At 74.2% G+C, this 22,622-nt stretch carries 21 protein-coding genes; 12 read left to right on the forward strand and 9 right to left on the reverse strand.

From position 1 onward, the window contains the following. The first annotated feature begins 53 nt into the window (after positions 1 to 53). From F8568_RS07290 to F8568_RS07310, 5 genes are all read left to right on the forward strand, one after another. Positions 54 to 2,222, forward strand: coding sequence for a TY-Chap domain-containing protein (locus F8568_RS07290; protein ID WP_151592700.1), 2,169 nt, complete (start codon positions 54 to 56; stop codon positions 2,220 to 2,222). Beyond that, the gene (locus tag F8568_RS07295) at positions 2,219 to 2,587 is read left to right on the forward strand and encodes a hypothetical protein (RefSeq protein ID WP_151592701.1); all 369 of its coding nucleotides are present in this window, start codon (positions 2,219 to 2,221) and stop codon (positions 2,585 to 2,587) included. Before F8568_RS07290 ends, F8568_RS07295 begins: the two co-directional genes overlap by 4 nt. A gap of 68 nt (positions 2,588 to 2,655) precedes the next feature. Beyond that, positions 2,656 to 3,408 (forward strand): LamB/YcsF family protein, encoded by a 753-nt coding sequence (locus tag F8568_RS07300; protein ID WP_151592702.1) that lies wholly within the window; start codon positions 2,656 to 2,658, stop codon positions 3,406 to 3,408. After that, positions 3,405 to 4,019, forward strand: coding sequence for a 5-oxoprolinase subunit PxpB (gene pxpB, locus F8568_RS07305; RefSeq protein ID WP_151592703.1), 615 nt, complete (start codon positions 3,405 to 3,407; stop codon positions 4,017 to 4,019). The genes F8568_RS07300 and pxpB overlap by 4 nt, the downstream gene beginning before the upstream one ends. Further along, positions 4,016 to 4,864, forward strand: a complete 849-nt coding sequence (locus F8568_RS07310; RefSeq protein ID WP_151592704.1) for a 5-oxoprolinase subunit C family protein — start codon at positions 4,016 to 4,018, stop codon at positions 4,862 to 4,864. The genes pxpB and F8568_RS07310 overlap by 4 nt, the downstream gene beginning before the upstream one ends. A 41-nt stretch (positions 4,865 to 4,905) precedes the next feature. On the opposite strand, the gene F8568_RS07315 is transcribed toward F8568_RS07310, so the two are convergent. From F8568_RS07315 to F8568_RS07325, 3 genes are all read right to left on the reverse strand, one after another. Continuing rightward, entirely contained in the window at positions 4,906 to 5,601 is a 696-nt protein-coding gene (locus F8568_RS07315; RefSeq protein ID WP_151592705.1) for a histidine phosphatase family protein, read from the reverse strand. 73 nt (positions 5,602 to 5,674) lie between these two features. Continuing rightward, entirely contained in the window at positions 5,675 to 6,760 is a 1,086-nt protein-coding gene (locus F8568_RS07320) for a winged helix DNA-binding domain-containing protein (RefSeq protein WP_151592706.1), read from the reverse strand. A 47-nt stretch (positions 6,761 to 6,807) separates the two neighbouring features. Further along, positions 6,808 to 9,402, reverse strand: coding sequence for an AAA family ATPase (locus F8568_RS07325; RefSeq protein WP_151592707.1), 2,595 nt, complete (start codon positions 9,400 to 9,402; stop codon positions 6,808 to 6,810). 185 nt (positions 9,403 to 9,587) lie between these two features. Here F8568_RS07325 and F8568_RS07330 point away from each other — a divergent pair, with 185 nt between their 5' ends. The 6 genes from F8568_RS07330 (at position 9,588) to F8568_RS07355 (ending at position 14,834) form a co-directional block, all read left to right on the forward strand. Then, the gene (locus F8568_RS07330) at positions 9,588 to 10,565 is read left to right on the forward strand and encodes an ABC transporter ATP-binding protein (RefSeq protein ID WP_151592708.1); all 978 of its coding nucleotides are present in this window, start codon (positions 9,588 to 9,590) and stop codon (positions 10,563 to 10,565) included. Further along, entirely contained in the window at positions 10,562 to 11,290 is a 729-nt protein-coding gene (locus F8568_RS07335) for an ABC transporter permease (RefSeq protein ID WP_151592709.1), read from the forward strand. Before F8568_RS07330 ends, F8568_RS07335 begins: the two co-directional genes overlap by 4 nt. A 47-nt stretch (positions 11,291 to 11,337) precedes the next feature. Further along, complete coding sequence (locus F8568_RS07340; protein ID WP_151592710.1) at positions 11,338 to 12,597, forward strand: sensor histidine kinase; 1,260 nt, start codon at positions 11,338 to 11,340, stop codon at positions 12,595 to 12,597. A 117-nt stretch (positions 12,598 to 12,714) separates the two neighbouring features. Continuing rightward, positions 12,715 to 13,320 carry a response regulator gene (locus tag F8568_RS07345; protein WP_151592711.1) on the forward strand — a complete coding sequence of 202 codons (606 nt, stop codon included), beginning with the start codon at positions 12,715 to 12,717 and terminating at the stop codon, positions 13,318 to 13,320. Between the two features lie 89 nt (positions 13,321 to 13,409). After that, the gene (locus F8568_RS07350) at positions 13,410 to 14,129 is read left to right on the forward strand and encodes a ribonuclease HII (protein ID WP_151592788.1); all 720 of its coding nucleotides are present in this window, start codon (positions 13,410 to 13,412) and stop codon (positions 14,127 to 14,129) included. Positions 14,130 to 14,201: 72 nt separating this feature from the next. Then, a complete protein-coding gene (locus F8568_RS07355) occupies positions 14,202 to 14,834 on the forward strand; it encodes an HhH-GDP family DNA glycosylase (RefSeq protein ID WP_151592712.1) in 633 nt (210 codons plus the stop codon). A gap of 76 nt (positions 14,835 to 14,910) precedes the next feature. Here F8568_RS07355 and F8568_RS07360 read toward each other — a convergent pair whose 3' ends face one another. Both F8568_RS07360 and F8568_RS07365 read right to left on the reverse strand, forming a co-directional pair. After that, positions 14,911 to 16,449 carry a TerD family protein gene (locus F8568_RS07360; RefSeq protein ID WP_151592713.1) on the reverse strand — a complete coding sequence of 513 codons (1,539 nt, stop codon included), beginning with the start codon at positions 16,447 to 16,449 and terminating at the stop codon, positions 14,911 to 14,913. A 134-nt stretch (positions 16,450 to 16,583) separates the two neighbouring features. After that, positions 16,584 to 17,633 (reverse strand): lipoate--protein ligase family protein, encoded by a 1,050-nt coding sequence (locus F8568_RS07365; RefSeq protein WP_151592789.1) that lies wholly within the window; start codon positions 17,631 to 17,633, stop codon positions 16,584 to 16,586. 126 nt (positions 17,634 to 17,759) lie between these two features. Here F8568_RS07365 and F8568_RS07370 point away from each other — a divergent pair, with 126 nt between their 5' ends. Then, positions 17,760 to 18,725, forward strand: coding sequence for a pirin family protein (locus F8568_RS07370; RefSeq protein ID WP_328600762.1), 966 nt, complete (start codon positions 17,760 to 17,762; stop codon positions 18,723 to 18,725). On the opposite strand, the gene F8568_RS07375 is transcribed toward F8568_RS07370, so the two are convergent. The 4 genes from F8568_RS07375 to F8568_RS07390 all read right to left on the reverse strand — a co-directional run bounded on the left by F8568_RS07375 (position 18,700) and on the right by F8568_RS07390 (position 22,593). After that, the gene (locus tag F8568_RS07375) at positions 18,700 to 19,722 is read right to left on the reverse strand and encodes a hypothetical protein (protein ID WP_202124582.1); all 1,023 of its coding nucleotides are present in this window, start codon (positions 19,720 to 19,722) and stop codon (positions 18,700 to 18,702) included. The genes F8568_RS07370 and F8568_RS07375 overlap by 26 nt on opposite strands. Positions 19,723 to 19,839: 117 nt before the next feature. After that, complete coding sequence (locus F8568_RS07380; RefSeq protein WP_160573537.1) at positions 19,840 to 21,018, reverse strand: alpha/beta fold hydrolase; 1,179 nt, start codon at positions 21,016 to 21,018, stop codon at positions 19,840 to 19,842. Positions 21,019 to 21,126: 108 nt separating this feature from the next. Continuing rightward, positions 21,127 to 22,029: a LysR family transcriptional regulator gene (locus F8568_RS07385; protein WP_151592715.1), complete on the reverse strand. Its 903-nt coding sequence runs from the start codon at positions 22,027 to 22,029 to the stop codon at positions 21,127 to 21,129. Between the two features lie 129 nt (positions 22,030 to 22,158). After that, the gene (locus tag F8568_RS07390) at positions 22,159 to 22,593 is read right to left on the reverse strand and encodes a carboxymuconolactone decarboxylase family protein (RefSeq protein ID WP_328600763.1); all 435 of its coding nucleotides are present in this window, start codon (positions 22,591 to 22,593) and stop codon (positions 22,159 to 22,161) included. Positions 22,594 to 22,622: the final 29 nt, after the last annotated feature.

The following is a 22,622-nucleotide window of genomic DNA, read 5'->3' on the forward strand; positions in this document are numbered from 1 at the left end:
CGGCTACCGTCGAGTAAGGCAATCCCACCCCCGGACGCGAGAGTGGACCCCGAGTGGACTGGAACGACTTCGACAAACGGCTGACCCTTGAGCTGTCGCGGCTCCCCGTCAATTCGTTCCTCATCGTGCAGGGGCCCAGCGGACTGCCGTACGTGCAGGCCATGCGGATCGAAGGCGGGCTGGACGCCGAAGCGGTCGGCAGCGCGTTCCTGCCCCGCCCGCTCGCGCCGCGCCAGGAGCGGCGCCTCACCACCCTCGGCTGGGAGCCGCCCGACGGCGAGGAACGGCGGAACTGGTGGAACCGCTACACCTGGCGCGAGCGCGGCGGCCGCGCGTCCGAGGAACTGCTGGAGTGCGCCGCGATGCTCGCGGGCCAGATGGTCGGCGCCTTCCGCGACGTCTACCGGATCGATACCCCGCTGGAGCTCGTCTACCAGGCGAGCAAGACGGGACCGGAGGGCGGGCCGCTGGCCCTGCCCGGCCTCGGCATCCCGCTGGCCGTGCCCGAGTCCGAGAGCCGTCCCGCCGAGCAGGACGCACCGCGCCCGGAGCGTCCGTCCGGCACCGCCCTGGAGATCGCGCTGGCCGAGGCGCGCGAGCGCGGCGACCAGCAGGCGTACCTGCGGCTGCTGGCGCGCGCCACGCTGTACCTGCCCGCGTCCGGCGACCCCACCACCGAGCACCGGTTCGCCACGGCGCAGTTCGGTGACGGGACGTTCGTGCTGGCGTTCACCTCGCCCGAGGCGATGGACCGGTCCCTGCAGGGGCAGGCCGTCCACCACCGGGAGGCGACGCTGCCGGAGCTGTCGCGGCACTGGCCGCATCCGGACTGGCAGCTCGCGATCGACCCGGGGCTCCCCAGCGCCTCGTACCTGGACGCGAACGCCCTGCTCGAGCCCGTCCCGGAGGAGGCGCCCGCCCGGCCCGCGCCGCCGGACCCGGCCGACGTCCGGGTGGCGGGGCGGTCGTCGCGGGCGTCCCGGCCGCCGGCGCGGCGGCGCCGGCGACCCGAACCGGAGGCCTCCGGAGCCGCCGTCAGAGCGCCGCAGGCGCCCGCTCGCCCGCAGAACCGGCCTGGTGGTCCCCGGGACGTTCCCGCGGCCGCACAGGCGCCCTCACGGCCGGACGCCGATCCGGGCGCGCTTCCTCGCCGGCACGAGCGTCCGGGGCCGCCGCCTCACCCGGAGCCGGCCGCGCGCCCGCGGCCGGCACAGCGTCCCGAGCCGACGCAGCGTCCGCGGCCGGCGCCTCACGCGGAGCCGGCGACCGCGCGGGAGACGCCGGCCGATCCTCAGGGCCTTCCGGTCCCGCCGCTGTACGGCGGCGCGCATCCCGCGCCCGCGCCGCGGGAGCGGAACGTCCCGCGGGAATCGCAGTCCGCCCGGCCGACCGCGCCGCAGCCCGCGCCGTTCGACCCGCCGCAAGACGTCCCTCCGCGTCCGCAGCCGCATGCAGGTCCACAGCAGACGGCGCGGGACATCCCCCGGCCGTCGCGAGGCGGCCACGGTGGCGTAGGCGCGCCACCGCAGCCCCCCGCGTTCGACCGTGCCGAGCCCATGGCCGCGCCGGAGACGGCGCCGAGCCCGATGCCCGCGGACATGCCCGGGCCGACGCGTCCCACTGCGGTGCCCAGGCAGGACGCACCCCCGCCGGCGAGCGACGTTCCGCGCGAGACCGCCCCGCAGGGCGACGCGGCCCCGGAGAACGCCGGGGCCATGGACGCCGCGTCCGGGACCGTGGTCATGCAGAAGGTCCTGCGCCGCGAGCACGTGCAGCACTACCTGGAGGGCGGCTACGACCTCGTCGCCGGGTACGTGCACCGGCTACAGGACGTGGCCGAACTGAACACGCCCGCCGCCCTGATCCGCGGCCTCGGCCTGGTGTACGAGGGGTCGTCGTTCGCGCCCGGCGACGACGAGGTCTTCGTGATCCGGTGGCCCGCGGTGAAGCCGTCGCTGTTCCGGCGGCCGTTCGGGGGCATCGACGAGTGGAGCATGGGGATCATCCCGGGCGGCTGGGTGATCGAGAAGGCGCCGTTCCCCGGCTCGGGGTATGCGCCCGGCGACGGCCCCGCCGTGCCCGAGTTCAAGATCGAGAGCCAGCGGCTGCCGCACGGCGCCGAGCTGTACCGGCTCGACGCGGGCGCGCGCGAGTCGCTCGTCGCGGCCTACGACGCCGACCTGCGCCGCTGGCTCGTCAGGCTGCCGGGAGGGCGGGGATGAGGATCCGGCACGGCTTCTTCGCGCGCTGGCGCGGCACCGAGTACGAGGCCAGCCCCGACGGCGACAAGGTGCGGCTCTACGTGAGCGAGCACGCCGACGGGTTCCGGCAGATCGGCCCGGCCCGGTTCGTCCAGGTGGTGCCCGCCTCGGACGTCGAGGACGTCCGGTACGTCAGCACGTACTGCACGTGGCGCGGCGAGCCGTTCGTGGTGCTCGGCGAGCACGAGGGGTGGCTGCGGGTGGAGTACACGGGCGGCAAGGCGCCGGTGGCCGAGGGCCTGGGGCTCGAGCTGTTCGACCGCGGCGTCTACCAGGCGTGGGCGTCCAAGCACGAGGTCGAGGACGTGCGGGAGGAGTCCGTCTGAGGCGGGCCCGTCCCGGCTGAGGGCGGGCCGCTCCCGGCGGGCGGGGCGATCGGTGGTAGGTCTTGGGTATGGCGGTCATCGACATCAACGCCGACCTCGGCGAGGGGTTCGGCATCTGGGAGCTGGGCGACGACCTGGCGCTGCTCGACGTCATCACGAGCGCGAACGTGGCGTGCGGGTTCCATGCCGGCGATCCGCTCATCATGCGCCGGGTGTGCGCCGCGGCGGTGGAGCGCGGCGTGACCATCGGCGCACAGGTCTCCTACCGGGATCTGGCCGGGTTCGGCCGCCGCGAGATGGACGTGGCCGCGCCGGAACTCACCGCGGAGGTCCTTTACCAGCTCGCCGCTCTGGACGGCATAGCGCGCGCGGAGGGCGGCCGGGTGAGCTATGTGAAGCCCCATGGCGCGCTGTACAACCGCATCGCCCGTGACGCGGTGCAGGCGGCGGCGGTCGTCGAGGCGGTGCGCGCCTACGATGCGGCGCTGCCGGTGCTGACGCTTCCCGGATCGGCGGTGCACAAGGTCGCCGACGGGCTGACGGTGGTGGCCGAGTGCTTCGCCGACCGCGCCTACACGTCCTCCGGCGGGCTGGTGTCGCGCCGCGAGCCCGGTGCCGTGGTGCACGATGCGGACGAGGTCGTGCGGAGGGCCGTCCGTATGGCCCTCGAGGGGACGGTCGTCGCGGCGGACGGCACCGAGGTTCCGCTCCGGGCGCGTTCCATCTGCGTGCACGGCGACACACCGGGCGCGGTGGCGCTCGCGCAGGCGGTCCGGTCCGCGCTGTCCGGCGCGGGCGTCGTGCTGGAGCCGTTCGCGTGAGAGTCTTGCGGGCCGGTGACACGGCCCTGCTCGTGGAGACCGGCGACCTGGCGACGGCCCATCGGCTGAACGCGGCGCTGCGCGAGGCGTCCTGGCCCGGCGTCGTGGACGTCGTCCCCGGGGAGCAGACCGTCCTGGTGGTGGCCGACCCGTCCGCCGACCTCGACCGCCTCGCGGCGCGCCTGCCCGACCTCCCGCTGCCCGCCGACGCGGAGGCCGGCGCCGAACCGGTCGAGATCCCGGTCGTCTACGACGGGGAGGACCTGGACGAGGTCGCGCGCCTCACCGGGCTGTCGCGCGGCGAGGTCGTCCGCAGGCACGCGTCCGGCGCGTACACGGTGGCCTACCTGGGCTTCTCCCCCGGGTTCGGTTACCTGACGGGGCTGGATCCGGCGCTGCACGTGGCGCGCCGCGAGTCGCCGCGCACCGCGGTCCCGGCGGGCTCGGTGGCGATCGCGGGGCCGTACGCGGCCGTCTACCCGTCCCGGTCGCCGGGCGGCTGGCGGCTCCTCGGCAGGAGCCGGCTGCCGCTGTGGGACGTGACGCGCGACCCGCCGTCCCTGCTGCGGCCGGGGACGCGCGTCCGGTTCGTCCGCGAGGAGCCTTCTTGATCGAGGTCGTCCGGCCCGGTCCGCTGGCGACCGTGCAGGATCTCGGCAGGCCCGGTCTCGCCCATCTCGGCGTGCCGCGGTCCGGCGCGGCCGACGAGCGCGCCCTGCGTCTCGCCAACCGGCTGGTCGGCAACCCCGAGGGCGCGGCGTGCGTGGAGTTCACCTTCGGCGGCGGCTCCGTGCGCTTCCATGAGGGCGCGTGGGCGGCGGTCACCGGCGCGCCGTTGCCGGTGTGCGTCGACGGGCGTCCGCAGGGGACGAACGCGCCGTGCCACGTGCGGGGCGGGGGCGTCCTGGAACTGGGCACGCCCGCGCGGGGGCTGCGCAGTTACCTCGCCGTGCGCGGCGGCATAACGGTCGACCGTGTGCTCGGCAGCAGGTCGACCGATCTGCTGTCCGGTCTCGGGCCCGCGCCGCTGTCGCCCGGCACGCGGCTTCCGGTGGGGCCTTCCGCGGACCTGGACGCCATCACCGTGGACGTGGCACCGGCCCCGCGCATGCCCGAGACGCCGGTGCTGCGCATCCTGGCCGGACCGCGCGGCGACTGGTTCACCGAGGACGCGATGGCGACGCTCACGTCGACGCCGTACCAGGTGTCGCCGGACAGCAACCGGGTGGGCGTCCGGCTCGACGGGCCGCCGCTGGCGCGGTCGCGCGGCGGGGAACTCGGCAGCGAGGGCATGGTCACCGGTTCGGTCCAGGTGCCGCCGAGCGGCCTGCCCATCATCTTCCTCGCCGACCATCCGACGACCGGCGGTTACCCGGTCGTCGCGGTGCTCGCCGCGGCGTCGGTGCCGGACGCGGCGCAACTGCGCCCAGGGCAGCACGTCCGGTTCCGGACCTGACGACGGTTCGCGATAGGGCGCCTCCGGGAAGACGCCTCTTGTCAGGTCAGCGGCGTGGGCGCGGACCAGTCCAGGTGCGAGACGTCGTTGTACCCGCGGATCGACCACAGGCCGTTCAGCCACACCAGCACCGAGATGGATCCGTTGTCGGCACCTTGGAACGCGAACGGCCGGGAACCGGTGGCCGCCGCGAGCGCCTGCCCGATCACGCCGCCGTGGGTGAACACCGCGACGCGCCCGCCGGGATGAGCGGCCGCGACCCGCCCGAGGCCCTCCCGGACCCGGGCGGCGAACGCCTCGTCGTTCTCCGCGCCGGGAATGACGTCCCAGCGCTGCTCCGCGAACACGCGCTGCGCGACCGGGTCGTTCTCGGCGAACTTCTTGCGGAACAGGCCGCCCTCCCACTCGCCGAGATGCACCTCGCGCAGGGCGGGCTCGACGCGCGGCTCGATGCCGAGCTTGCGCGCCAGCGGCGCGGCGGTCTGCGCGGTCCTGCGCAGCGGAGTCACGTAGACGGCGTCGAGCCGGGTCGAGGCGAGCCGCTCGGCGACCTGGTCGGCCTGCTCGCGGCCCTCCGGCGCCAAGTCGGGATCGCCCTGGCCGTCCACCAGCGAGAACGGAGCGTCCAGGCGGGCCGGCGCGGAGGCGCCGTGCCGGATCAGGAGCACCTCGGTCGCGCCTTCCGGCGGCTGGTAGCGCATCTGCCGGTATTCGACCGGCTCGTCCCGCTCGTCCACGGACGGCACCCTACGCGGGCGAGGGAGGACCCCATCACGCCGGGGTGCCCGGAAACCCCGGCGTAGCAGGCCGTCAGGCCAGTAGCCGTCCCAGCCTGGCTCTCTCGGTTTCCAGCGGCTCGGCGGGGAGGTCTTCGAACGCCGTCACGGCCGGGTCCCCGTCCTTCGCCTCCCACACCCCGGCGACGCGCCCCTCGTGCAGGACGACGGGCGAGATCCAGCCGCCCGTGCGGCTCACCTCGGCGCGGCACCCGGCCGGTACCAGGTACGGCGCACCGGTTCCCGCGCCCAGGACGTACTGGTCGAACGCCCCGAGGAGGCGTACCGACGTTGCGGGCGCGGTGTCGACCAGTTCATCGCGGTGCTCCTCCAGCACGTGCATGGGCACGCCCTCGACCTCGACCGTGGACAGCCCGTCGGCGGCGGCGTCGAACCAGGCCTTCAGGTCCTTCTTGCGGTTGCCTTTGCGCATGAGCCAGTTGTCGAACATCTCGGGTGTGGCGGGGCCGTGCGCACCGAGGTAGGAGTGGATGACCGTACGGGCGGCCTCGTCCACGGGCGGCAGCCCCTTCCATGCCGGAAGCCAGTGCTGCGGCGAGGTGAACGTGACCCGCGTGCCCTGCGGCGGCCCGTAGCACAGCACGCCCCACCAGGCCAGCGGCTTGAGGAGGGTCCCCCACCCGGAGCCGAGCACTTCGGCGAGATGCCGCGAGCCCGTCTCGTCCACCACGGCGCCGGTCAGTTCCTCGCGCGTGAGCGCGTCCCCGCCGGCGAGCGCCTCGGCTGCCGCTTCGGCGATCGCCTCCACATCGGCGGCGGTCGCGCCGAAGTTCCGCTGCCAGGTGGCCTTCTCCCAGTTGCGGATCGCCGCGCACAGCACGAGGTAGGCCGCGGCGTCGTCGGCCGGAAGCAGGTGCAGCGTGCCGCGCATGGCCCATGTCTTGACGAGCGTCCTTTCTTCCAGGACCGCGCTCGCCACTTCGCCCGGCCGGGGCGTCGCCTGGCGCACCGCGACGGCGAGTTCGGCGGCCGAGGCGACCTGCGCCTGCACGCCCGCCAAGCGCCGCGCTATCTCGACGGCCGACGCGCCGCCGGGCGGCTCGATGAACTGCCGCCGCATCCGCCAGGCCAGCACCTGGCCCCACGTAACCGAGGTCATCCCCCGATTACACACCGGACCGCCGACAGAACCGCCCGGGGCGGCGCTCAGGCCAGGCGGTGGGTCAGCTCGGCGAAGGCGTCGCGCACGTCGTCGGCCGTCAGCACGGTCAGGTCGTCGGCCGTCGCGGCGGATCCGAGCCCGGCCGCCCGCAGCGCCCGGCACGCGCACGCCTTCTCGTACAGGGAGCGCGCGAAGCGGCCGTTGCCCAGCTCGTCGATGCGACCCGTCCCGCAGACGCGCTGGAAGACCAGTGCAAGGTCGTCGAGTGCGCGTTCCTCCCACTGGTCGCCGCCCTGCTCGGCTATGAGCTGGGCTATGCGCAGCAACTCGTCGGGACCGTAGGAGGGGAAGCCCACGCGGACGTCGAAACGCGACGCGAGCCCCGGGTTGGACGCCAGGAAGCGGTCCATGTCGGCCTCGTATCCGGCGAGGACGACCACGAGGCGGTCCCGGTCGTCCTCGGCGCGCTTCAGCAGGACCTGCACCGCCTCGGCGCCGAAGGCGTCGCCTCCCGAGTAGCCCGGGTTCGTCAGCGCGTACGCCTCGTCGATGAACAGCACGCCGCCGAGCGCGGAGTCGACCACCTTGTTCGTCTTCAGCGCGGTCGCGCCGAGGTGCTCGCCGACGAGGTCGGCGCGCTGCGCCTCGACCACCTCGGGCCGCGCGAGCAGCCCGAACGCCGCGAAGATCCGGCCGAGGACCCGCGCGACCGTCGTCTTGCCGGTGCCCGGCGGGCCGGTGAACACGAAGTGCCGGGTCGGCGGCCGGGTGACGAGCCCCTGCTCGCGGCGCATCCGCGCCACCTGCAGCTGCGCGGCGATCTCGCGGACCTGCCGCTTCACCGGTTCCAGCCCGATCATCGCGTCCAGCGAGCCGAGCGCCTCGTCCAGCGTGGGGGTCTCGGCGTAGCCGCGGTACCGCTCGGTGACCTCCGCGAAGGCCGTCTCGACGTCCTCCTCCAGGAGGGTGACGAGGTCGTCGGCGGTGGGCGCGGCCGGCCCGCCCGGCGAGGCGGCGGCGTCGACGACACGTACGTCCCGCGCGCGCGCCGCGGCCTCCGTCAGCGTGCGAACGAACCGTCCGTTGCCCAGTTCGTCGACGATGCCGCGCCGCTCGACCTCCTCGAAGCGGGCGGACAGCCGCTCGCGGGCGCCGGACGAGAGCCGGTCCTCACGCAGGCCCGTGTGGTACTCGGCGATCTGCAGCAGTTCGGCGGGCCGGTACGAGGGGAAGCGCACGCGGGTTCCGAAGCGGGACGCGAGGCCGGGATTGGAGCCGAGGAACTCCTCCATCTGCGCGTCGTACCCGGCGAGGATGATCACCAGGTTGTCGCGGTCGTCCTCGGCGCGCTTGAGGAGCGCCTGCACGGCCTCGTCCCCGAAGCGGTCGGGCTGGCCCTCGGCGGAGTTGACGAGCGCGTACGCCTCGTCGATGAAGAGCAGCCCGCCGAGGGCGGAGTCGATGAGCCGGTTGGTCTTGATGGCGGTGGCGCCCAGGAACTCCCCGACGAGGTCGGCGCGGTGGGCCTCCACCACCGTCTGCTTGGGCAGCAGCCCGAACGCATAGAAGATCTTCGCCAGGACGCGCGCGACGGTGGTCTTGCCGGTGCCCGGCGGCCCCACGAACACGAAGTGCCGCATGGGCTTCTCCGTCGGGACTCCGGCGGCGGCGCGCATGTGGGCGGCCTCGATCGACGCGGCGATGGAGCGCACCTGCCGCTTGACCGGCTCCAGCCCGATCATGGCCTCGAGCTCGGCGAGCGCCTCCGCGACCGAGATGCCCGGCTCGTCCGCCCCGGGGGCGTCGCGGGGCGCCGAGGCCTCCGCGCCGCCGGCGGCTTCGGCCGCCTGAGCGGCCGCACGCGGCCGGTGGGCCGCCTGCGCGGCCGCCGCGGTTCCAGAGGACGTCCTGGACGCGTCGTCCCGCGAGCCGCCGGATGAGGGGCGCGCGGACCCTCCGGTATCGCGGCGGTCGGGGCGGTCGCGCTTCTCCGGGCCCGAGGGGTTCCGCCGAGATCCCACCGTTCCGTCCCCCTTCGGGGTGGCCTGTTCCTGGACCCAGCCGGTCTCGTACGCCTCGGCCGGCACCGCGCGCCGCGCCTGGTCCCAGCGGTAGGCGAGCACCGCGAAGGCGGCGGCCCACCCCGGCAGGACGCTTCCCTGCGGGAACGGGTGCGCGATCGCGGCGGTCGCCACCCCGGCCGCGGCGAGCGCAAGCAGCGCCGTCCGCCACGGCGCGTACCCGCGCAGGCGGAACGCCATGAACGCCACCGGCAAGGCGAGCAGCGCGAGCAGCAGTTCGGGGCTCAGGTACGGCGGACGCCCGCCGCCCGGGTACAGCCGTCCGAGCGGCACCGACAGCGCCAGCCAGGACGCGATGACCGCGACGACCGCCATCCCGGTCGGCGAGCGGAGCGTCAGGTGGACCACGATGAGCAGGATGACCGCGAACGCCGCCGTGCCGAGGACCGGGCCGTCCACGACCACCACGGCCGCCAGCACCAGCGCGACCAGCAGCACCCCGCCGAGGAAGCGCAGCCCCGCCGGGATCTGGAAGTAGCGCCAGCGCAGGCGCTCGAAGAGATCCCGTGCCGCGGCGTCCTTCGCCGGGCGGGAGCGGGACCTGCCAAACAAAGCCATCAATAAGCGAGTAAAGCGCAGGACAGGCCCGAACGGGACTCCCCGCGCCGCGTTCATTGGCTCCAAGGAACGCCGCCCGGTCGGGAGTTCTGTTCTCGCCGCCGGAAGACCAGGACATTTGTCCTGCGAAGAACCAGAGGTTCGGCTCTGCAACCGGCCATGGCGCGATCCGTAGCGTCACCGGCATGACAGTCCAGACGACGGAAACGGCGAGCGCGGCCGAGTTCGCCGGCGTCACCAAGAGCTACGGGACCGTGCGCGCGGTGGACGGGCTCGACCTGCGGCTCGACCGCGGGACGTCCGTGGCGCTCCTCGGGCCGAACGGAGCCGGCAAGTCGACCGCCATCGGCATGCTCCTCGGCCTGCTGCAACCCGACCGCGGCACGGTCGCGCTCCTTGGGACGACCCCTGCGCAGGCCGTACGGGCGGGTCGTGTCGGGGCGATGCCGCAGAGCGGCAGGCTGATCGGCGGGGTGACCGTAAGGGAACTGCTCGGTTTCGTCCGGCTCGCCTATGCCAGGAAGTCCCGGGCCCATGCGAAGGAGCCTCCAGTGCCGGCGCTCAGCGAGTTGATGGAGGCGGCGCGGATCACGGAATTGGCCGGGCGGAGGGCCGATCAGTTGTCGGGCGGGCAGGCCCAGCGGGTCAGGTTCGCGATCGCGATGGCGGGTGCGCCCGACCTGATCGTCCTTGACGAGCCCACCGCGGGGCTCGACATCGAGGCGCGGCGGGAACTGTGGGCCGCCGTCCGCGGGTACGCGGAAAAGGGCGGGACGGTGCTGTTCTCCACGCACTATCTGGAAGAGGCCGACGACCATGCGGACCGTATCGTCGTCCTGGACCGCGGACGGGTCGTCGCCGACGGCACGAGCGAGAGCATCAAGCGGCGCGTGCCGGGCCGGACGGTCAGCTTCGACCTGGCGGGGCCCGCGCCGTCCCTGGACGTCCTGCCGGGGGTCGTCAGCAGCGAGGTCAGCGGCGGCCGGGCCAGGCTGCACACCACCGACTCCGACGCGACCGTCCTGGCGCTCGCCGAGGCGGGCTGCGTCCGGAACCTGGAGGTGACGGGCGCCCGGCTGGAGGAGGCGTTCCTCACCCTCACCCACGCGGGCCCCGCTTTGACCCATGCCGGCGGCGCGCACGCCGAAGGAGGAGCACGGTGATCGTGCATTACGTCCGGCTGGAGATGGTGCGGCTCCTGCGCGACCCCGGCTACCTGGTGATGAGCCTGATCTCGCCCCTGACCATGTACCTGGTGTTCACCTCGCTGGATCTCACCGGTGAGTCCGGGCACGGCGGCGCGGTGTACTCGATGGTGGGCATGGCCGGCTTCGGCGCCGTCGGCGCCGTCATGGGCAGCGGGGTCTCCATAGCCGAGGACAAGCCGATCGGCTGGATACGGCAGCTTCGCCTCCTTCCGCTACGGCCGCTGGAGGTCGTCGCCGGGCGGGCCCTGTGCGCGATGGTCGTCACCCTTCCGCCGATCCTGTCGGTGTGCATGGCGGGCGCCGTGGTGAACGGGGTGTCGCTCGACGCCGGCCAATGGGCTGCGGTACTAGCGCTGCTGTGGGTCGGCATCGCGCCCCTCGCCGTCCTCGCCATCGGCCTCGGCTACCTGCTCACCGGCCAGCAGGCGCAAATGGCGGGCCTCGTCTGCTACATGGGCCTGTCGCTGCTCGGCGGGCTGTGGGTGCCCATCTCAAGGTTCCCGGGCTGGCTGGAACGCCTCGCCACCGCCACTCCGATCAACCGCTACGGGGAGCTCTCCTGGCGCGTGACCGACGGCGGCGCCCCGTCCCTCACGGGGGTACTGGTGCTCGCGGGGTGGGCGGCCCTGTTCGCCGCGATCGCCGTGTACGGCTACCGGCGCTCGGCGCGTTCGGCGTGAGCGCCGTCTCCCGCGTACCGTTTGCGCGTGACCGAGGAGAGCAGCGGGTGAAGCTGTGGAAGGACGCTCCGCCCCGGCGGACGCCCGACCTGGACCTGGACAAGCTGGATCGCAACGGCCCCGAGGGCGGCGCGTTCGTCTTCTGGCTGATCATCCTGCTGTGGCCGCTGCGCGACATCGTCGAGGGGCGGTCGCAGCCGGTGTGGGCGGCCGTCCCCGCGCTGCTCGCGTTCACGGCCGCGCACATCGCCGTCGCCCGCACCGCGTTCGACGGTCGGGTGCCCATGAAGGTGCCGGTGGCGCTGCTGCTCGTGGAGGCGGGCGTGGCGTCCGCCGCCACCGCCGGCTTCGGGCACCGGTGGTTCACGCTGTGGCCGCTGCTGGGGCTCGCCACCGGGGTCGTCGTAGGGCACATGCCCCGGCAGACGAAGGGGCCCGAACTGCCGATGCTCGTCGGCATCGGGGGTGTCTCGGCGTTGTGCGTCATCGTCTCGGCGGCCGCCGGGGAGGACAGTAAGACGATCCTCGGCAGCTGGTATGGCGTCGTGACCGCGGCCATGGTGACGGCGGTACTGCTGCGTCTGTTCACCGTCATCCGCATGCTCCGCGAGGCGCGCGAGGAACTGGCGAAGGCCGCCGTCGAGCAGGAGCGGCTCCGCTTCTCCCGGGACCTGCACGACCTGCTCGGCCACACGCTGTCGCTCATGGTCGTCAAGGCGCAGGCGGTCCGGCTGGTGGCCGAGCGCGATCCCGCCGTGGCCGCCGAGCAGGCCGCCGACATCGAGAACGTCGGACGGCAGGCCCTCGGCGAGGTGCGCCAAGCGGTCTCCGGATACCGCGGCCGCGGCCTCGCCGACGAGCTCGACGCGGCGGCCACCGCGCTGGCCGACTCCGGCGTGGAGGCGGCGGTCCGCCGGGCCGGGCCGCCGCCGCCCCCGGAACCGGACGCGCTGCTCGGCTGGGCGGTGCGCGAGGGCGTCACGAACGTGATCCGGCACAGCGGCGCCCGGCACTGCGTCATCACGATCCGCAACGACGGCGACAGCGCGACCGTGGAGATCGCCGACGACGGGACCGGGCCGGGACGGGACGCCGCCGCGCAAGCCGCCGACGCCGCACGCACGGCCGCGGGCGAGGACGGCCGCGACGGTGACCGTCCCCGCGCGGCGGCCGCGGGGCTCTCCCTCGGCGCCGGCGGGCACGGCCTGCGGGGCCTGGCGGAGCGGATGGAGGCCGCCGGCGGCACGCTCAGGACGGGTCCGGCGCCCGGCGGCGGGTTCCTGCTGACGGCGACCGTGCCGCTCTGACCGTGCCGCTTTTACTGTGCCGACCCGAGCGTGCCGCTCTGATGGACGCCGCTCAGCGGACCGGAGCCGGACGCGGCGGCGGCGCCGCCGGTGGACAATGGGGCCGGGAGGAAGCCCGTGATCAAAGTTCTGCTCGCCGAGGACCAGGGCATGATGCGCGGCGCGCTCGCGCTGCTGCTCGGCCTCGAAGAGGACGTGGAGGTCGTCGCGCAGGTCGGCGACGGCGCGCAGGTGCTCGAGGAGGCCCTGCGGACGCGTCCGGACGTGGCGGTGCTCGACATCGAGATGCCGGGCCGCAGCGGCCTCGACGTGGCCGCCGACCTGCGCCGCGACCTGCCCGGCTGCAAGGTGCTCATCGTCACCACGTTCGGCCGTCCCGGCTACCTGCGCCGAGCGATGGAGGCGGGCGCGAGCGGCTTCCTGGTGAAGGACGGCCCGATCGAGGACCTCGTCGCCGCGCTTCGCCGCGTCCTGGCCGGGGAGCAGGTCGTCGACCCGGCCCTGGCGACCGCCGCGCTGTCGGTGGGCCCGAACCCGCTGACCGAGCGGGAGCGGGACGTGCTGTCCGCCGCGTCCGACGGCGCGACCATCGCCGACATCGCCGGGCGCCTGCACCTGTCGGAGAGCACCGTCCGCAACTACCTGTCCTCGGCGATCGGCAAGACGGGTGCGCGCAATCGCATCGAGGCGGTGGGCACGGCCCGCCACAATGGCTGGCTGTGACCACCGAACGCGTCCCCGAGGACGCTCCTTCCGCCGGCCCGGCCGACGCGCTGCCCGGGCTCGACCCGGCCGCGCCGCCGTCCGGAGGCGTGCCCCGCACCGCCGGCTACGAGATCGAGCGGGAGCTGCGGGACGCGCTCGCCGGCGCCGGCCGGCCGGTCAGGATCGCGGGCGTGGACGAGGTCGGCCGCGGCGCCTGGGCGGGCCCGGTCGTGGTGTGCGCTGCGGTGACCGACCTCAGCGCGCCGCCGGTGCTGCGCGGGCGCGGCGACCGGACCGTCGCGCTGACCGACTCCAAGCTGCTCACGGCCGCGCACCGCGCCGCGTTCGCCGGCGTGCTGCCGGGCTGGCTCGCCGGCCACGCCATCGGCGCGTCCGCCCCGCAGGAGATCGACGAGGTCGGCATGACCGAGGCGCTGCGGCGCGCCGCCGTCCGCGCGCTGGAGGCGCTGCCGCATCCGCCCGACGTGGTGATCCTGGACGGCAAGCACGACTTCCTACGCCGCCCGTGGCGGGTGCGCTGCGAGGTCAAGGCGGACCAGCGGTCGGTGACGGTCGCGGCGGCGTCCGTCCTGGCGAAGGTGCACCGCGACGCCCTCATGGCGGACCTGGAGCACGCGCATCCCGGCTACGGGTTCGCCGACAGCGCGGGATATCCCTCTCCCGTCCACCAGCGTGCCCTGGAGGAGTCCGGGCCGACACCGCACCACCGGCTCTCCTGGTCGTATCTCGACGACCTGCCCCGGTGGCGGCACCTGAAGAAGCACCGCGACCCGCTCGCCGGGGAGGGGCAGCTCAGCCTTCTGTGACGACGCTCAGCGCGGGCGCATGAGTCATCCCCCTCAGCCCGGGTAGGCGTCACCATACGGGAGGTGCAAGCCATGGACGGTGTCGTCAAGAAGCTGCTGCGCGAGTCCGGGGAGACGTTCGCGGAGGAAGCGGGGATCCCGCTGAAGGACCAGCCCGCCGCGCTCTTCAAGCTGCTCGTCATGGCGAACCTGCTGAGCGCCCGGATCTCGTCGGACATCGCGCTGGCGGCCGCACGGGAACTCTTCGAGGCGGGCGGCGGGACGCCCCGCGGCATGGCCAAGCTGACCTGGCAGGAACGGGTGGACGCGCTGGGGCGCGGCCACTACGTCCGCTATGACGAGAGCACCGCGACGCGGCTCGGAAACATGGCGGAGATAGTCCAGGACAAGTACAAGGGCGATCTGCGCAAGCTCGCCATCGAGGCGGGACGCGATCCCGCCAGGGCCGCCGAGCTGCTCAGGGAGTTCCCCGGCATCGGCCCGACGGGAGTGGACATCTTCTGCCGCGAGGCGCAGGCGATGTGGCCGTGGCTGCGCCCCTACGTCGACTCGCAGGTCAAGAAGGGCGCGGAACGGGTGGGGCTGCCCACCGACGCCGGCAAGCTCGCCTCCAAGGTCCCGGAGAAGGACCTCGCGCGGCTGAGCGCCGCCCTGGTGCGGGTGGCGCGCGACAGGAAGCTCGCCGACGCTGTCAAGCCCGCCTGACGAGGGCACCGGGCGCCGAGACGGACGGTGCCCCCGTCCACGGGCTCCTGCCCGGCGCCGGGCAGGCGGGCCGTGCTCAGTCCTTGCCGCGGGCGGCCACCCACTCCAGGTTCCAGCCGTACGCCTCGTCGACCGACATCTTCCCCCAGCGGGGACGGCCCGGCGGCGGCAGCACGAACCGGCCCTCGCGCCGGACGACGAGTTCCCCGCCCACGTTCTCGATGAGCGCGAGCACGGCGTCGCGGGAGCCGTCCATGCAGTCGTCCATGCGCATCTCGATCGGCGCCGCGTTCACCGGGAACAGCGTGGCGATCGCGTCCAGGCCGCGGAAGTCGTCCGCGCCGTCGTAGATCTCGGCGAACACCAGGATCCGCTTGAAGTCGGCGGTGTGGTCCAGGTTGATGGTGAGGTTCTCGCCGGTCTCGATCGCGCCGGTGCGGTCGTCGGCGTCCAGCTTGATGAACGGCGGCCGGTCGAGGGCGCCCATGTCGCCGAGCGCGTGGATGATGCCCCGGCGGCCGCTCTGGAGTTCCCACAGGCAGCACAGGTCGAGGTCCAGGTCGACGCCGCGGCGGCGCTTGCCGAGCCGTCCCTTGGCGACGCCCTCGCGCGCCGTCCAGTTGAGGTTCACCCGCATGTGGCCGGAGGTGGCGCCGTGCTTGGTGAGCGACACCGTCGGCTTGCTCTTGGTCAGGGAGATCTTCCCGCCCTCCGGCACGGGCGCCTGCGGAGGCTGGCCCTGCGGCGGCGGGCCCTGCGGCGGTCCTTGCGGGGGCGCGTAGCCGTGCGCGGGCGGAGGAGCGTACTGCCCGGGAGGAGGCGGCGGCATGTACTGGCCGCCCGGCGGCGGCGGTGGCGGGGCGTAGTCGCCGGGCGGAGGCGCGTACTGGCCCGGCCCTGGCGGCGGAGCGTACTGGCCCGGCCCCGGAGGAGGCGGCGCGTACTGGCCGGGGGGAGGCGGCATGTACTGGCCGCCGGGCGGTGCGTACTGCTCTGGCGGGGCCTGCGGAGGCGGCGGCTCCTGCGGCTGAGGCGGCGCGGGAGCGGGCGCCTGCGGAGGCGGCGGGGCCTGCGGGGCCGCCCCCTGGCCCGGGTCGTCGACGGAGATGCCGAAGTCGGTGGCCAGGCCCGCGAGCCCGGTGTCGTACCCCTGCCCGACCGCGCGGAACTTCCAGCCGCCCTGGCGCCGGTACAGCTCGCCGAGCACGAACGCGGTCTCGCTCGTCGCGCCCTGGCTGTCGAAGCGCGCGATCTCGGTACCGGCGGACGCGTCCGCGACCCGCACGTACAGGCCCTGGAACTGGCCGAACGTCCCGCCGTCCGCGGACGCCGCGATGACGATCTTGTCGATGCCCGGCTCGACCCGGTCGAGGTCCGCCGACAGGGCGTCCACGGTGACCGGCCCCTGCCGCTTTCCCTCGTGCCGCACCGCGCCGGACGCGTGCGCCGGCTGGTTGTAGAAGACGAAGTCGCCGTCCGAGCGCACCCGGCCGGACTCGGTCAGCAGCAGCGCCGACGCGTCGGCGTCCGGCACCCCGGGGCCGCCCTGCCAACCGACCTCGACGCGCACCGCGGAGACCGGCACCGCGGTGTTGGCGCCCTTCTGCATGGACATAACGCTCCTCGTCGTCAACCGATGCCGACAAACCTACGGGCAGACGCACGGCACCGCGACCTGCATGTGAGGTGGACGCACGACACGTCCGCGGAGTTCCGCGCTCCCGCCGGGCACCGCAGAGGAAGACGCCGTCAGGGCACGCGGGCGGTCCACTCCACGGTGGCGAACTTGTCGGTGACGTACTTGTCCGCGAGGCGGAGCTCGTCCTCGGTCAGCCCGTCCGCGACCAGGCCGTACCGGCCCCGGAAGTGCGCGATCATCCGGTCGATGATCTCCTCGCGGGGCAGGCCGGTCTGCCGGCGGAGCGGGTCGACGCGCTTGACCGCGCTCGCGATGCCCTTGTCGGAGATCTTCTCCCGGCCGATCCGCAGCACCCGCAGCATCTTCGCCGCGTCGATGTCGTAGGACATCGTCACGTGGTGCAGCACGGCGCCGCCGGCGAGGCGCTTCTGCGCGGCGCCCGCGATCTTCCCCTCGTCGGAGGTGATGTCGTTGAGCGGCTGGTACCAGGCGCGGATGCCGAGCTCGCCGAGGGCGCCCAGCACCCAGTCGTCGAGGAACGCGTAGCTCTCCGCGAACGACATGCCCGCGACGAGCGAGCCGGGCGCGTACAGCGAGTAGGTGATCGTGTTGCCGGGCTCGACGAACATCGCGCCGCCGCCGCTGATGCGGCGCACGACCTCGACGCCGTACCGTCCCGCCTCCTCGGCGTCGACCTCGTTGCGCAGCGACTGGAAGCTGCCGATGACCACGGCCGGCGACGCCCACTCCCACACCCGCAGCGTCGGCGGCCGGCGGCCCGCGCCGACCTCCTCCGCGAGCACCTGGTCGAGCGCCATGTGCAGCGCGGGCCCCTGCGGCGGCTCGTGGACGAGGCGCCACTCGTGGTCGCGCCAGTCCGACGCGTGGGAGACGGCCCGCCGCACCGCGATCCCCACGGCCTCGGCGGTGATGCCGAGCATCACGGTCCCGGCGGGCAGCCCCGCCTGGACGCGGGCGCCGATCTCCCTGGCCTCCAGCCCCGCGGGCAGCCCGTCCAGGACGGCGTTGATGGCATCGAGCGCCTCGTCGGGCTCCATGAAGAAGTCGCCGCTGATCCTGGGGCGGCGCAGCAGGCCGTCCACCACGTCGACGTCGGCGACCACGAGCTTGCCGCCGGGGACCTTGTACTCACCGTGCATCACGTTCGTACAAACCCCGCCGCGCCACCGGCGATTCCGCCCCGGAGGCCGGTGGCGTGGCGGGGGCTGGGACGGGCGCGCGGCGGGGGTGTTGCATACGGTGGTCCTCAGGAGGAGGTCGGTGCCGTGAGCAATCTCGATGTGCGGCCCAGCGCCGTCGCGTGCGGGGGCCGGGAGGACGTACCCGGAGGGCCGGTGCACGAGGTGCTGCCGCCGCGCCGGGTGCCGCTGGGCGAGAGCACGTTCGTCCGGCGGCTGCTGCCGAGCCTGGGGCGGCGGATGGTGGGCGCCTGGTGCTTCGTCGACCACTACGGGCCCGACGACATCGCCGATCAGCCCGGCATGCAGGTGCCGCCGCATCCGCACATCGGGCTGCAGACGGTCAGCTGGCTGCACGAAGGCGAGGTGCTGCACCGCGACAGCCTCGGGAGCCTGCGGACCGTCCGGCCACGGGAACTGGGGCTGATGACGGCGGGCCGGGCCATCGCGCACTCGGAGGAGTCGCCGCGCGAGCACGCGCGCCTGCTCCACGGGGCGCAGCTGTGGGTGGCGCTGCCGGACGCGCACCGCCGCACGGACCCGGCGTTCGAGCACCACGGGGATCTGCCGGTCGTGACCGGGCCCGGGTTCAGCGGGACGGTGATCCTCGGCGAGTTCGACGGGGCCGCCTCGCCCGGGACGGTGTTCACCCCCATCGTCGGCGCGGACGTCGCCCTCGCCGACGGGGCGGACGTCCGGCTGCCCGTCGAGCCGGACTTCGAGTACGCGGCGCTCACGATGTCGGGCGTCACGGAGGTGGACGGGGTGCGGGCCGAGCCCGGCTCGCTGGTGTACCTCGGATGCGGACGCCGTGAGCTGCGGCTGCGCGCCGACGGGGCGAGCGGGCTGGTGCTGCTGGGCGGCGAGCCGTTCGCGGAGAAGCTCGTCATGTGGTGGAACTTCGTCGCGCGGTCGGGCGAGGAGATCCGGCGGGCGCGCGAGGAGTGGACGTCCGGTGACGGGTTCGGCGCCGTGCACGGCTACCACGGGCCCCCGATCCCGGCGCCGGCCCTTCCGGACGTCCCCCTCAAACCCCGGGGCCGCGTGCGGTGACCGTCGCGCGCGACCGGACGGCCTTGAGCAGTGCGGCGAGCATGATGATCCCGGCGGCGATGCTCAGCCCGTACTGGACGACGGAGACGGCCGGGTACTCGGGCGCCTCGTAGCCGCCGGGCCGGACGAGCGCCCAAGGGAGCCTCCACGCCGCCCAGGCGAACAGCGAACCCGACGACGTGAAGGCCACGCCCATGGGAATCCACGAGGGCATCCTCGGCCGTCCGGTGGCGATGGCGCGGATCGCTGCGGCGCCCAAGGCCGCCCAGAGCGCGGAGTTGCCGGTGAGCAGCCGCCCGTTGAGGTCCATGACGTCGCGGTGCGCGGGCGCGAGGCCGAGCGTGCCGCCCGCCGTCCAGTACGTCCAGAGCAGGACCAGTGCGGCCACCAGGACGTAGAGCGCCCCGAGGCGGGTGCGGGCGAGGCGCGGGGGCGGGCGGTCGCCGATCCGGCCGAGGAACGCGGCCGGCCACCGTTCGCGCAGGTGGATGGGGAGTGCGATGGCCACGCCCAGGGCCATGCCCGCGAAGCCGATGGTGATGAAGACCATCTCCCAGGACGGCACCGCGTCCCCGCTCCCGGAACCGCCCGAGTCGCCGCCTCCCGAGTCGGCTCCGAGGAACGCGCCGGCGAGCATGTAGGGGATCATCGGGACGAGGAACCCGGCCGCCATCCAGGCGAAGAAGATGAGCGGCGGCGCGGGGACGCGGCGGCGCCCGGGGCGTTGCGCGAGGACCAGTCCCAAGACGACGCCGACGACGGCCATGCCGACGGTGACCGTGTTCAGCAGAATCCAGTCGCCGTCACCGAACGACGACGGCGTATGCCCCAGCAGCGCCGCCACCACCCATACGACCTTCACCAGGAGATAGAGCGACAGCGACAGGGCGGCGCCGTAGCCGCCCGCGGCGCGCAGCGCCGACCATCGGGCGCCGACCCGGTCCGCCTCGGCCGGTGCCGCGGCGCCGCTCTCCGGTGCTTTCCACCTCATGTTCATGGTGGCGAGCCTCCCGGGGAGCACCGGGTCGGCGCCTCCCCCGCGAAGGTCGTCCGCCTCACCCGCACGGGTGAGACCGCGCGAAGCCGCCCCGAGCGGCGGTTCCATGCGCGCGCTCTAGCGGTCGGCCGGAAGGAAGCGGTCGAGGGCGTCGGCGACCAGCTCGGGCTGTTCGAGGGTCTGCATGTGCGGCGTCCCCGGCAGCACCTGGTACGCGGAGCCCGGGATGCGCTCGGCGACGCCCGACATGATCTCCGGCGTGGTCGAGCAGTCCTCCTCTCCCACCAGGATCATGGCCGGCACGTCGAGCGCGGTGAGCCTGCCCTGGACGTCGACGCCCCCGAAGGCGCGCCAGGCGGCGGCCCAGTCGGCGGGGTCGAAGCGCCGGATGCGCTCGCGCGCGTACCGCACGCCCCATCCGTTCGCCGCGAGCGCGGGGGCGGTGAACCAGCGGGTCAGGGTCGGGACGACCTGGGCCTCCATGCCGTCCGTCTCGCCGGAGCGCGCCCGTCCCTCGAACGCGCCGAACGCGTGGTCGGTGGTGGCGAGCAGCGCCAGCGACGCGATCCGCTCGGGCGAGCGCACCGCGAAGGTCTGCGCGATGCCGCCTCCCATGGACAGCCCGACCACATGCGCGCGCTGCACGCCGAACGCGTCGAGGACGCCGCCCATGTCGCGGGCGAGGTCGTCCATGGAGAACGGGCGCGGGGCGCCGGCCGCCGCGCCGTGGCCCCGGAAGTCGTAGGCGAAGACGCGGCGGCCCCGCGCCAGGCGCTCCATGACCGGCTCCCACATCCGCCAGTCGACGCCGAGGGAGTGCGACAGGATCACCGCGGGCCCGTGGTCGCCCTTCTGCGCGACGACGGTCTCGTGGTCGTCCAGCTGAACGCGGTGCAGAGCCGGCTGGTCCGGGAGGCCCGCCTCCCGCAGCACCTCATTGACGACGTCCAATGCGTTGAGCGCGCGCGGGAAGCCCGCGTAGACGGCGATGTGCTCCGCAAGGGCGAGCAGTTCGTGGGGCGCGACGCCCTGGTGGAGCGCGCCGCGCACGTGGCCGGCCAGGCGCCGGTCGGCGCCGCCGATCGACGCGATGATCGCCGTGCTCGCGATCTCCCGGTCCCGGCGGGACAGCTCGGCGCGCGCCAGCGGGCCGCCGAACGCCCCGTCGAGCACGGTCTCGTACATCTGCGGAGAAATGCGGCGCACGTCGCTGAAAGCCTGCTCGGCCGGCACGCCCATCAAGCCCTCGTACGCCCTGCTCCCAGTACCGCGGCTTCCACCCTCATCACGGTTCATCGCGCCCTCCTCCGAGCAACGGCCCGCGCTGTGCGGGACGCCTCGATCGTGGCGCGGCACGCCGTCAGATGTCCAAGACATGATCGAGCTACTGGTGAGATCTCTCACTTATGAAGCGACGGACGCGAGGTCCGGGTGGTCTCGCATGAAGGCGATGAACGCCGCCAGCGCCGGGCCCGGCCTGCGGCCCGCCGGCCATGCCAGTGACGGCGCCCAGGTCGGCTCCGGATCCAGCCGGACGACCGCGACCGGAAGCCCCGGCTCCTCCGCGATCGAGCGGGGGACGACCGCCGCCGCGAGCCCGACGCTCGCCATGGCCCGCGCCGTGCTGTACTCGCGGGTCTCGAGCCGGATCCGCGCCGCCGCCCCCGCCTCGGCGAAGGCCGACAGGACGATCTCGCGGATCACCGACCCCGGCGAGAAGCAGGCGAGGTCCACGCCGTCCAGCGCCGCCACCGGCACCCGGTAGCGGCCGGCCTGCGGCGCCGACTCCGCGGTGATGAGGACGAGCGGCTCCTCGCCGAGCGGCAGCGAGGCGAGCCGCCGGCCCTCCTCCTGCGGGGGCAGCCGGACGACGGTCGCCGCGTCGAGCCGCCCGCCGTGCAGGCCGGCGAGCATCTCCTCGGTGTTGTGCTCCCGCAGGTCGACGTCGACCTGCGGGTACTCGGCGGAGAACGCGGCGAGCAGCCGGGCGAGCCGGACCGTCAGCCCGCGCGCGATGCCGAGCCGGATGCGGCCGCGCGTCCCGCCGGCCCAGCCGCGCATCTCCTCCTCCGCCGCGGCGATGTCGGCGAGGATCCGTTCCGCGTGCTCGAGGAGGGCCGCCCCGGCCGGGGTGAGCTCCACACGGTGGTTGTCGCGGTCGAACAGGGCGACGCCGAGCTGCCGTTCGAGCTTGCGGATCTGCTGCGACAGCGCGGGCTGCGCCATCTGCAGCGCCTCGGCGGCGCGGGTGAAGTGCAGTTCCCGCGCCACGGCCCGGAAGTACTCGAGCTGACGAGATCCCATCATCACGCCAGCATCTCACCAGATCGCGAGGTCAGACCATCGCCGTCTTGGCTTCGTGGCGGACCGGGAAGTTCACCGAGGCGGCTGAGGAAGGACAGCATGTGGCACTGCGACAGCGACGCGACGAGCAGTTCAGGCCGGGGCGGACGCGGCGATGCCGACGCGGTTCCAGGCGTTGATGGCGGCGATCGTCCAGACCAGGTGCGCCAGCCGCCGCTCGTCGAAGTGCTCGCGGGCGGCGGTGACGACCGCGTCGGGCACTCCGCCGGCGGCGATCACGGTCATGGCCTCGGCCAGCTCGAGGGCCGCGCGTTCCGGGCCGGTGAACAGCGGGCTCGCGCGCCAAGACGCGAGAGCGCGCAGGCGGTCGTGCTCCTCCCCCGCCGCCAGCGCCGCCCGCGTGTGCAGGGAGAGGCACATGGCGCAGCCGTTGATCTGCGAGACGCGGATGCGGACGAGCTCGGCCAGCGCCGGGTCGAGCGGCCCGCTCGCGACCGCGTCGACCCCGGCCATCGCGGCGTGGACCCCGGGCGCGGCGGCCTGGACGTCGATGCGCTTCCCGGTCACCGGCCCTCCCCGGCACGTCCCGGGACCGC

Source organism: Actinomadura physcomitrii (genome assembly GCF_008923205.2).
Classification (GTDB): domain Bacteria; phylum Actinomycetota; class Actinomycetes; order Streptosporangiales; family Streptosporangiaceae; genus Spirillospora; species Spirillospora physcomitrii.

Coding starts and splice junctions, on each gene's coding strand:
- F8568_RS07295 (WP_151592701.1), top strand. CDS start 2,219: ATGAGGATCCGGCACGGCTTCTTCGCGCGCTGGCGCGGCACCGAGTAC.
- F8568_RS07300 (WP_151592702.1), top strand. CDS start 2,656: ATGGCGGTCATCGACATCAACGCCGACCTCGGCGAGGGGTTCGGCATC.
- F8568_RS07320 (WP_151592706.1), bottom strand. CDS start 6,760: ATGACCTCGGTTACGTGGGGCCAGGTGCTGGCCTGGCGGATGCGGCGG.
- F8568_RS07325 (WP_151592707.1), bottom strand. CDS start 9,402: ATGGCTTTGTTTGGCAGGTCCCGCTCCCGCCCGGCGAAGGACGCCGCG.
- F8568_RS07330 (WP_151592708.1), top strand. CDS start 9,588: ATGACAGTCCAGACGACGGAAACGGCGAGCGCGGCCGAGTTCGCCGGC.
- F8568_RS07355 (WP_151592712.1), top strand. CDS start 14,202: ATGGACGGTGTCGTCAAGAAGCTGCTGCGCGAGTCCGGGGAGACGTTC.
- F8568_RS07360 (WP_151592713.1), bottom strand. CDS start 16,449: ATGTCCATGCAGAAGGGCGCCAACACCGCGGTGCCGGTCTCCGCGGTG.
- F8568_RS07365 (WP_151592789.1), bottom strand. CDS start 17,633: ATGCACGGTGAGTACAAGGTCCCCGGCGGCAAGCTCGTGGTCGCCGAC.
- F8568_RS07375 (WP_202124582.1), bottom strand. CDS start 19,722: ATGAACATGAGGTGGAAAGCACCGGAGAGCGGCGCCGCGGCACCGGCC.
- F8568_RS07380 (WP_160573537.1), bottom strand. CDS start 21,018: ATGAACCGTGATGAGGGTGGAAGCCGCGGTACTGGGAGCAGGGCGTAC.
- F8568_RS07385 (WP_151592715.1), bottom strand. CDS start 22,029: ATGATGGGATCTCGTCAGCTCGAGTACTTCCGGGCCGTGGCGCGGGAA.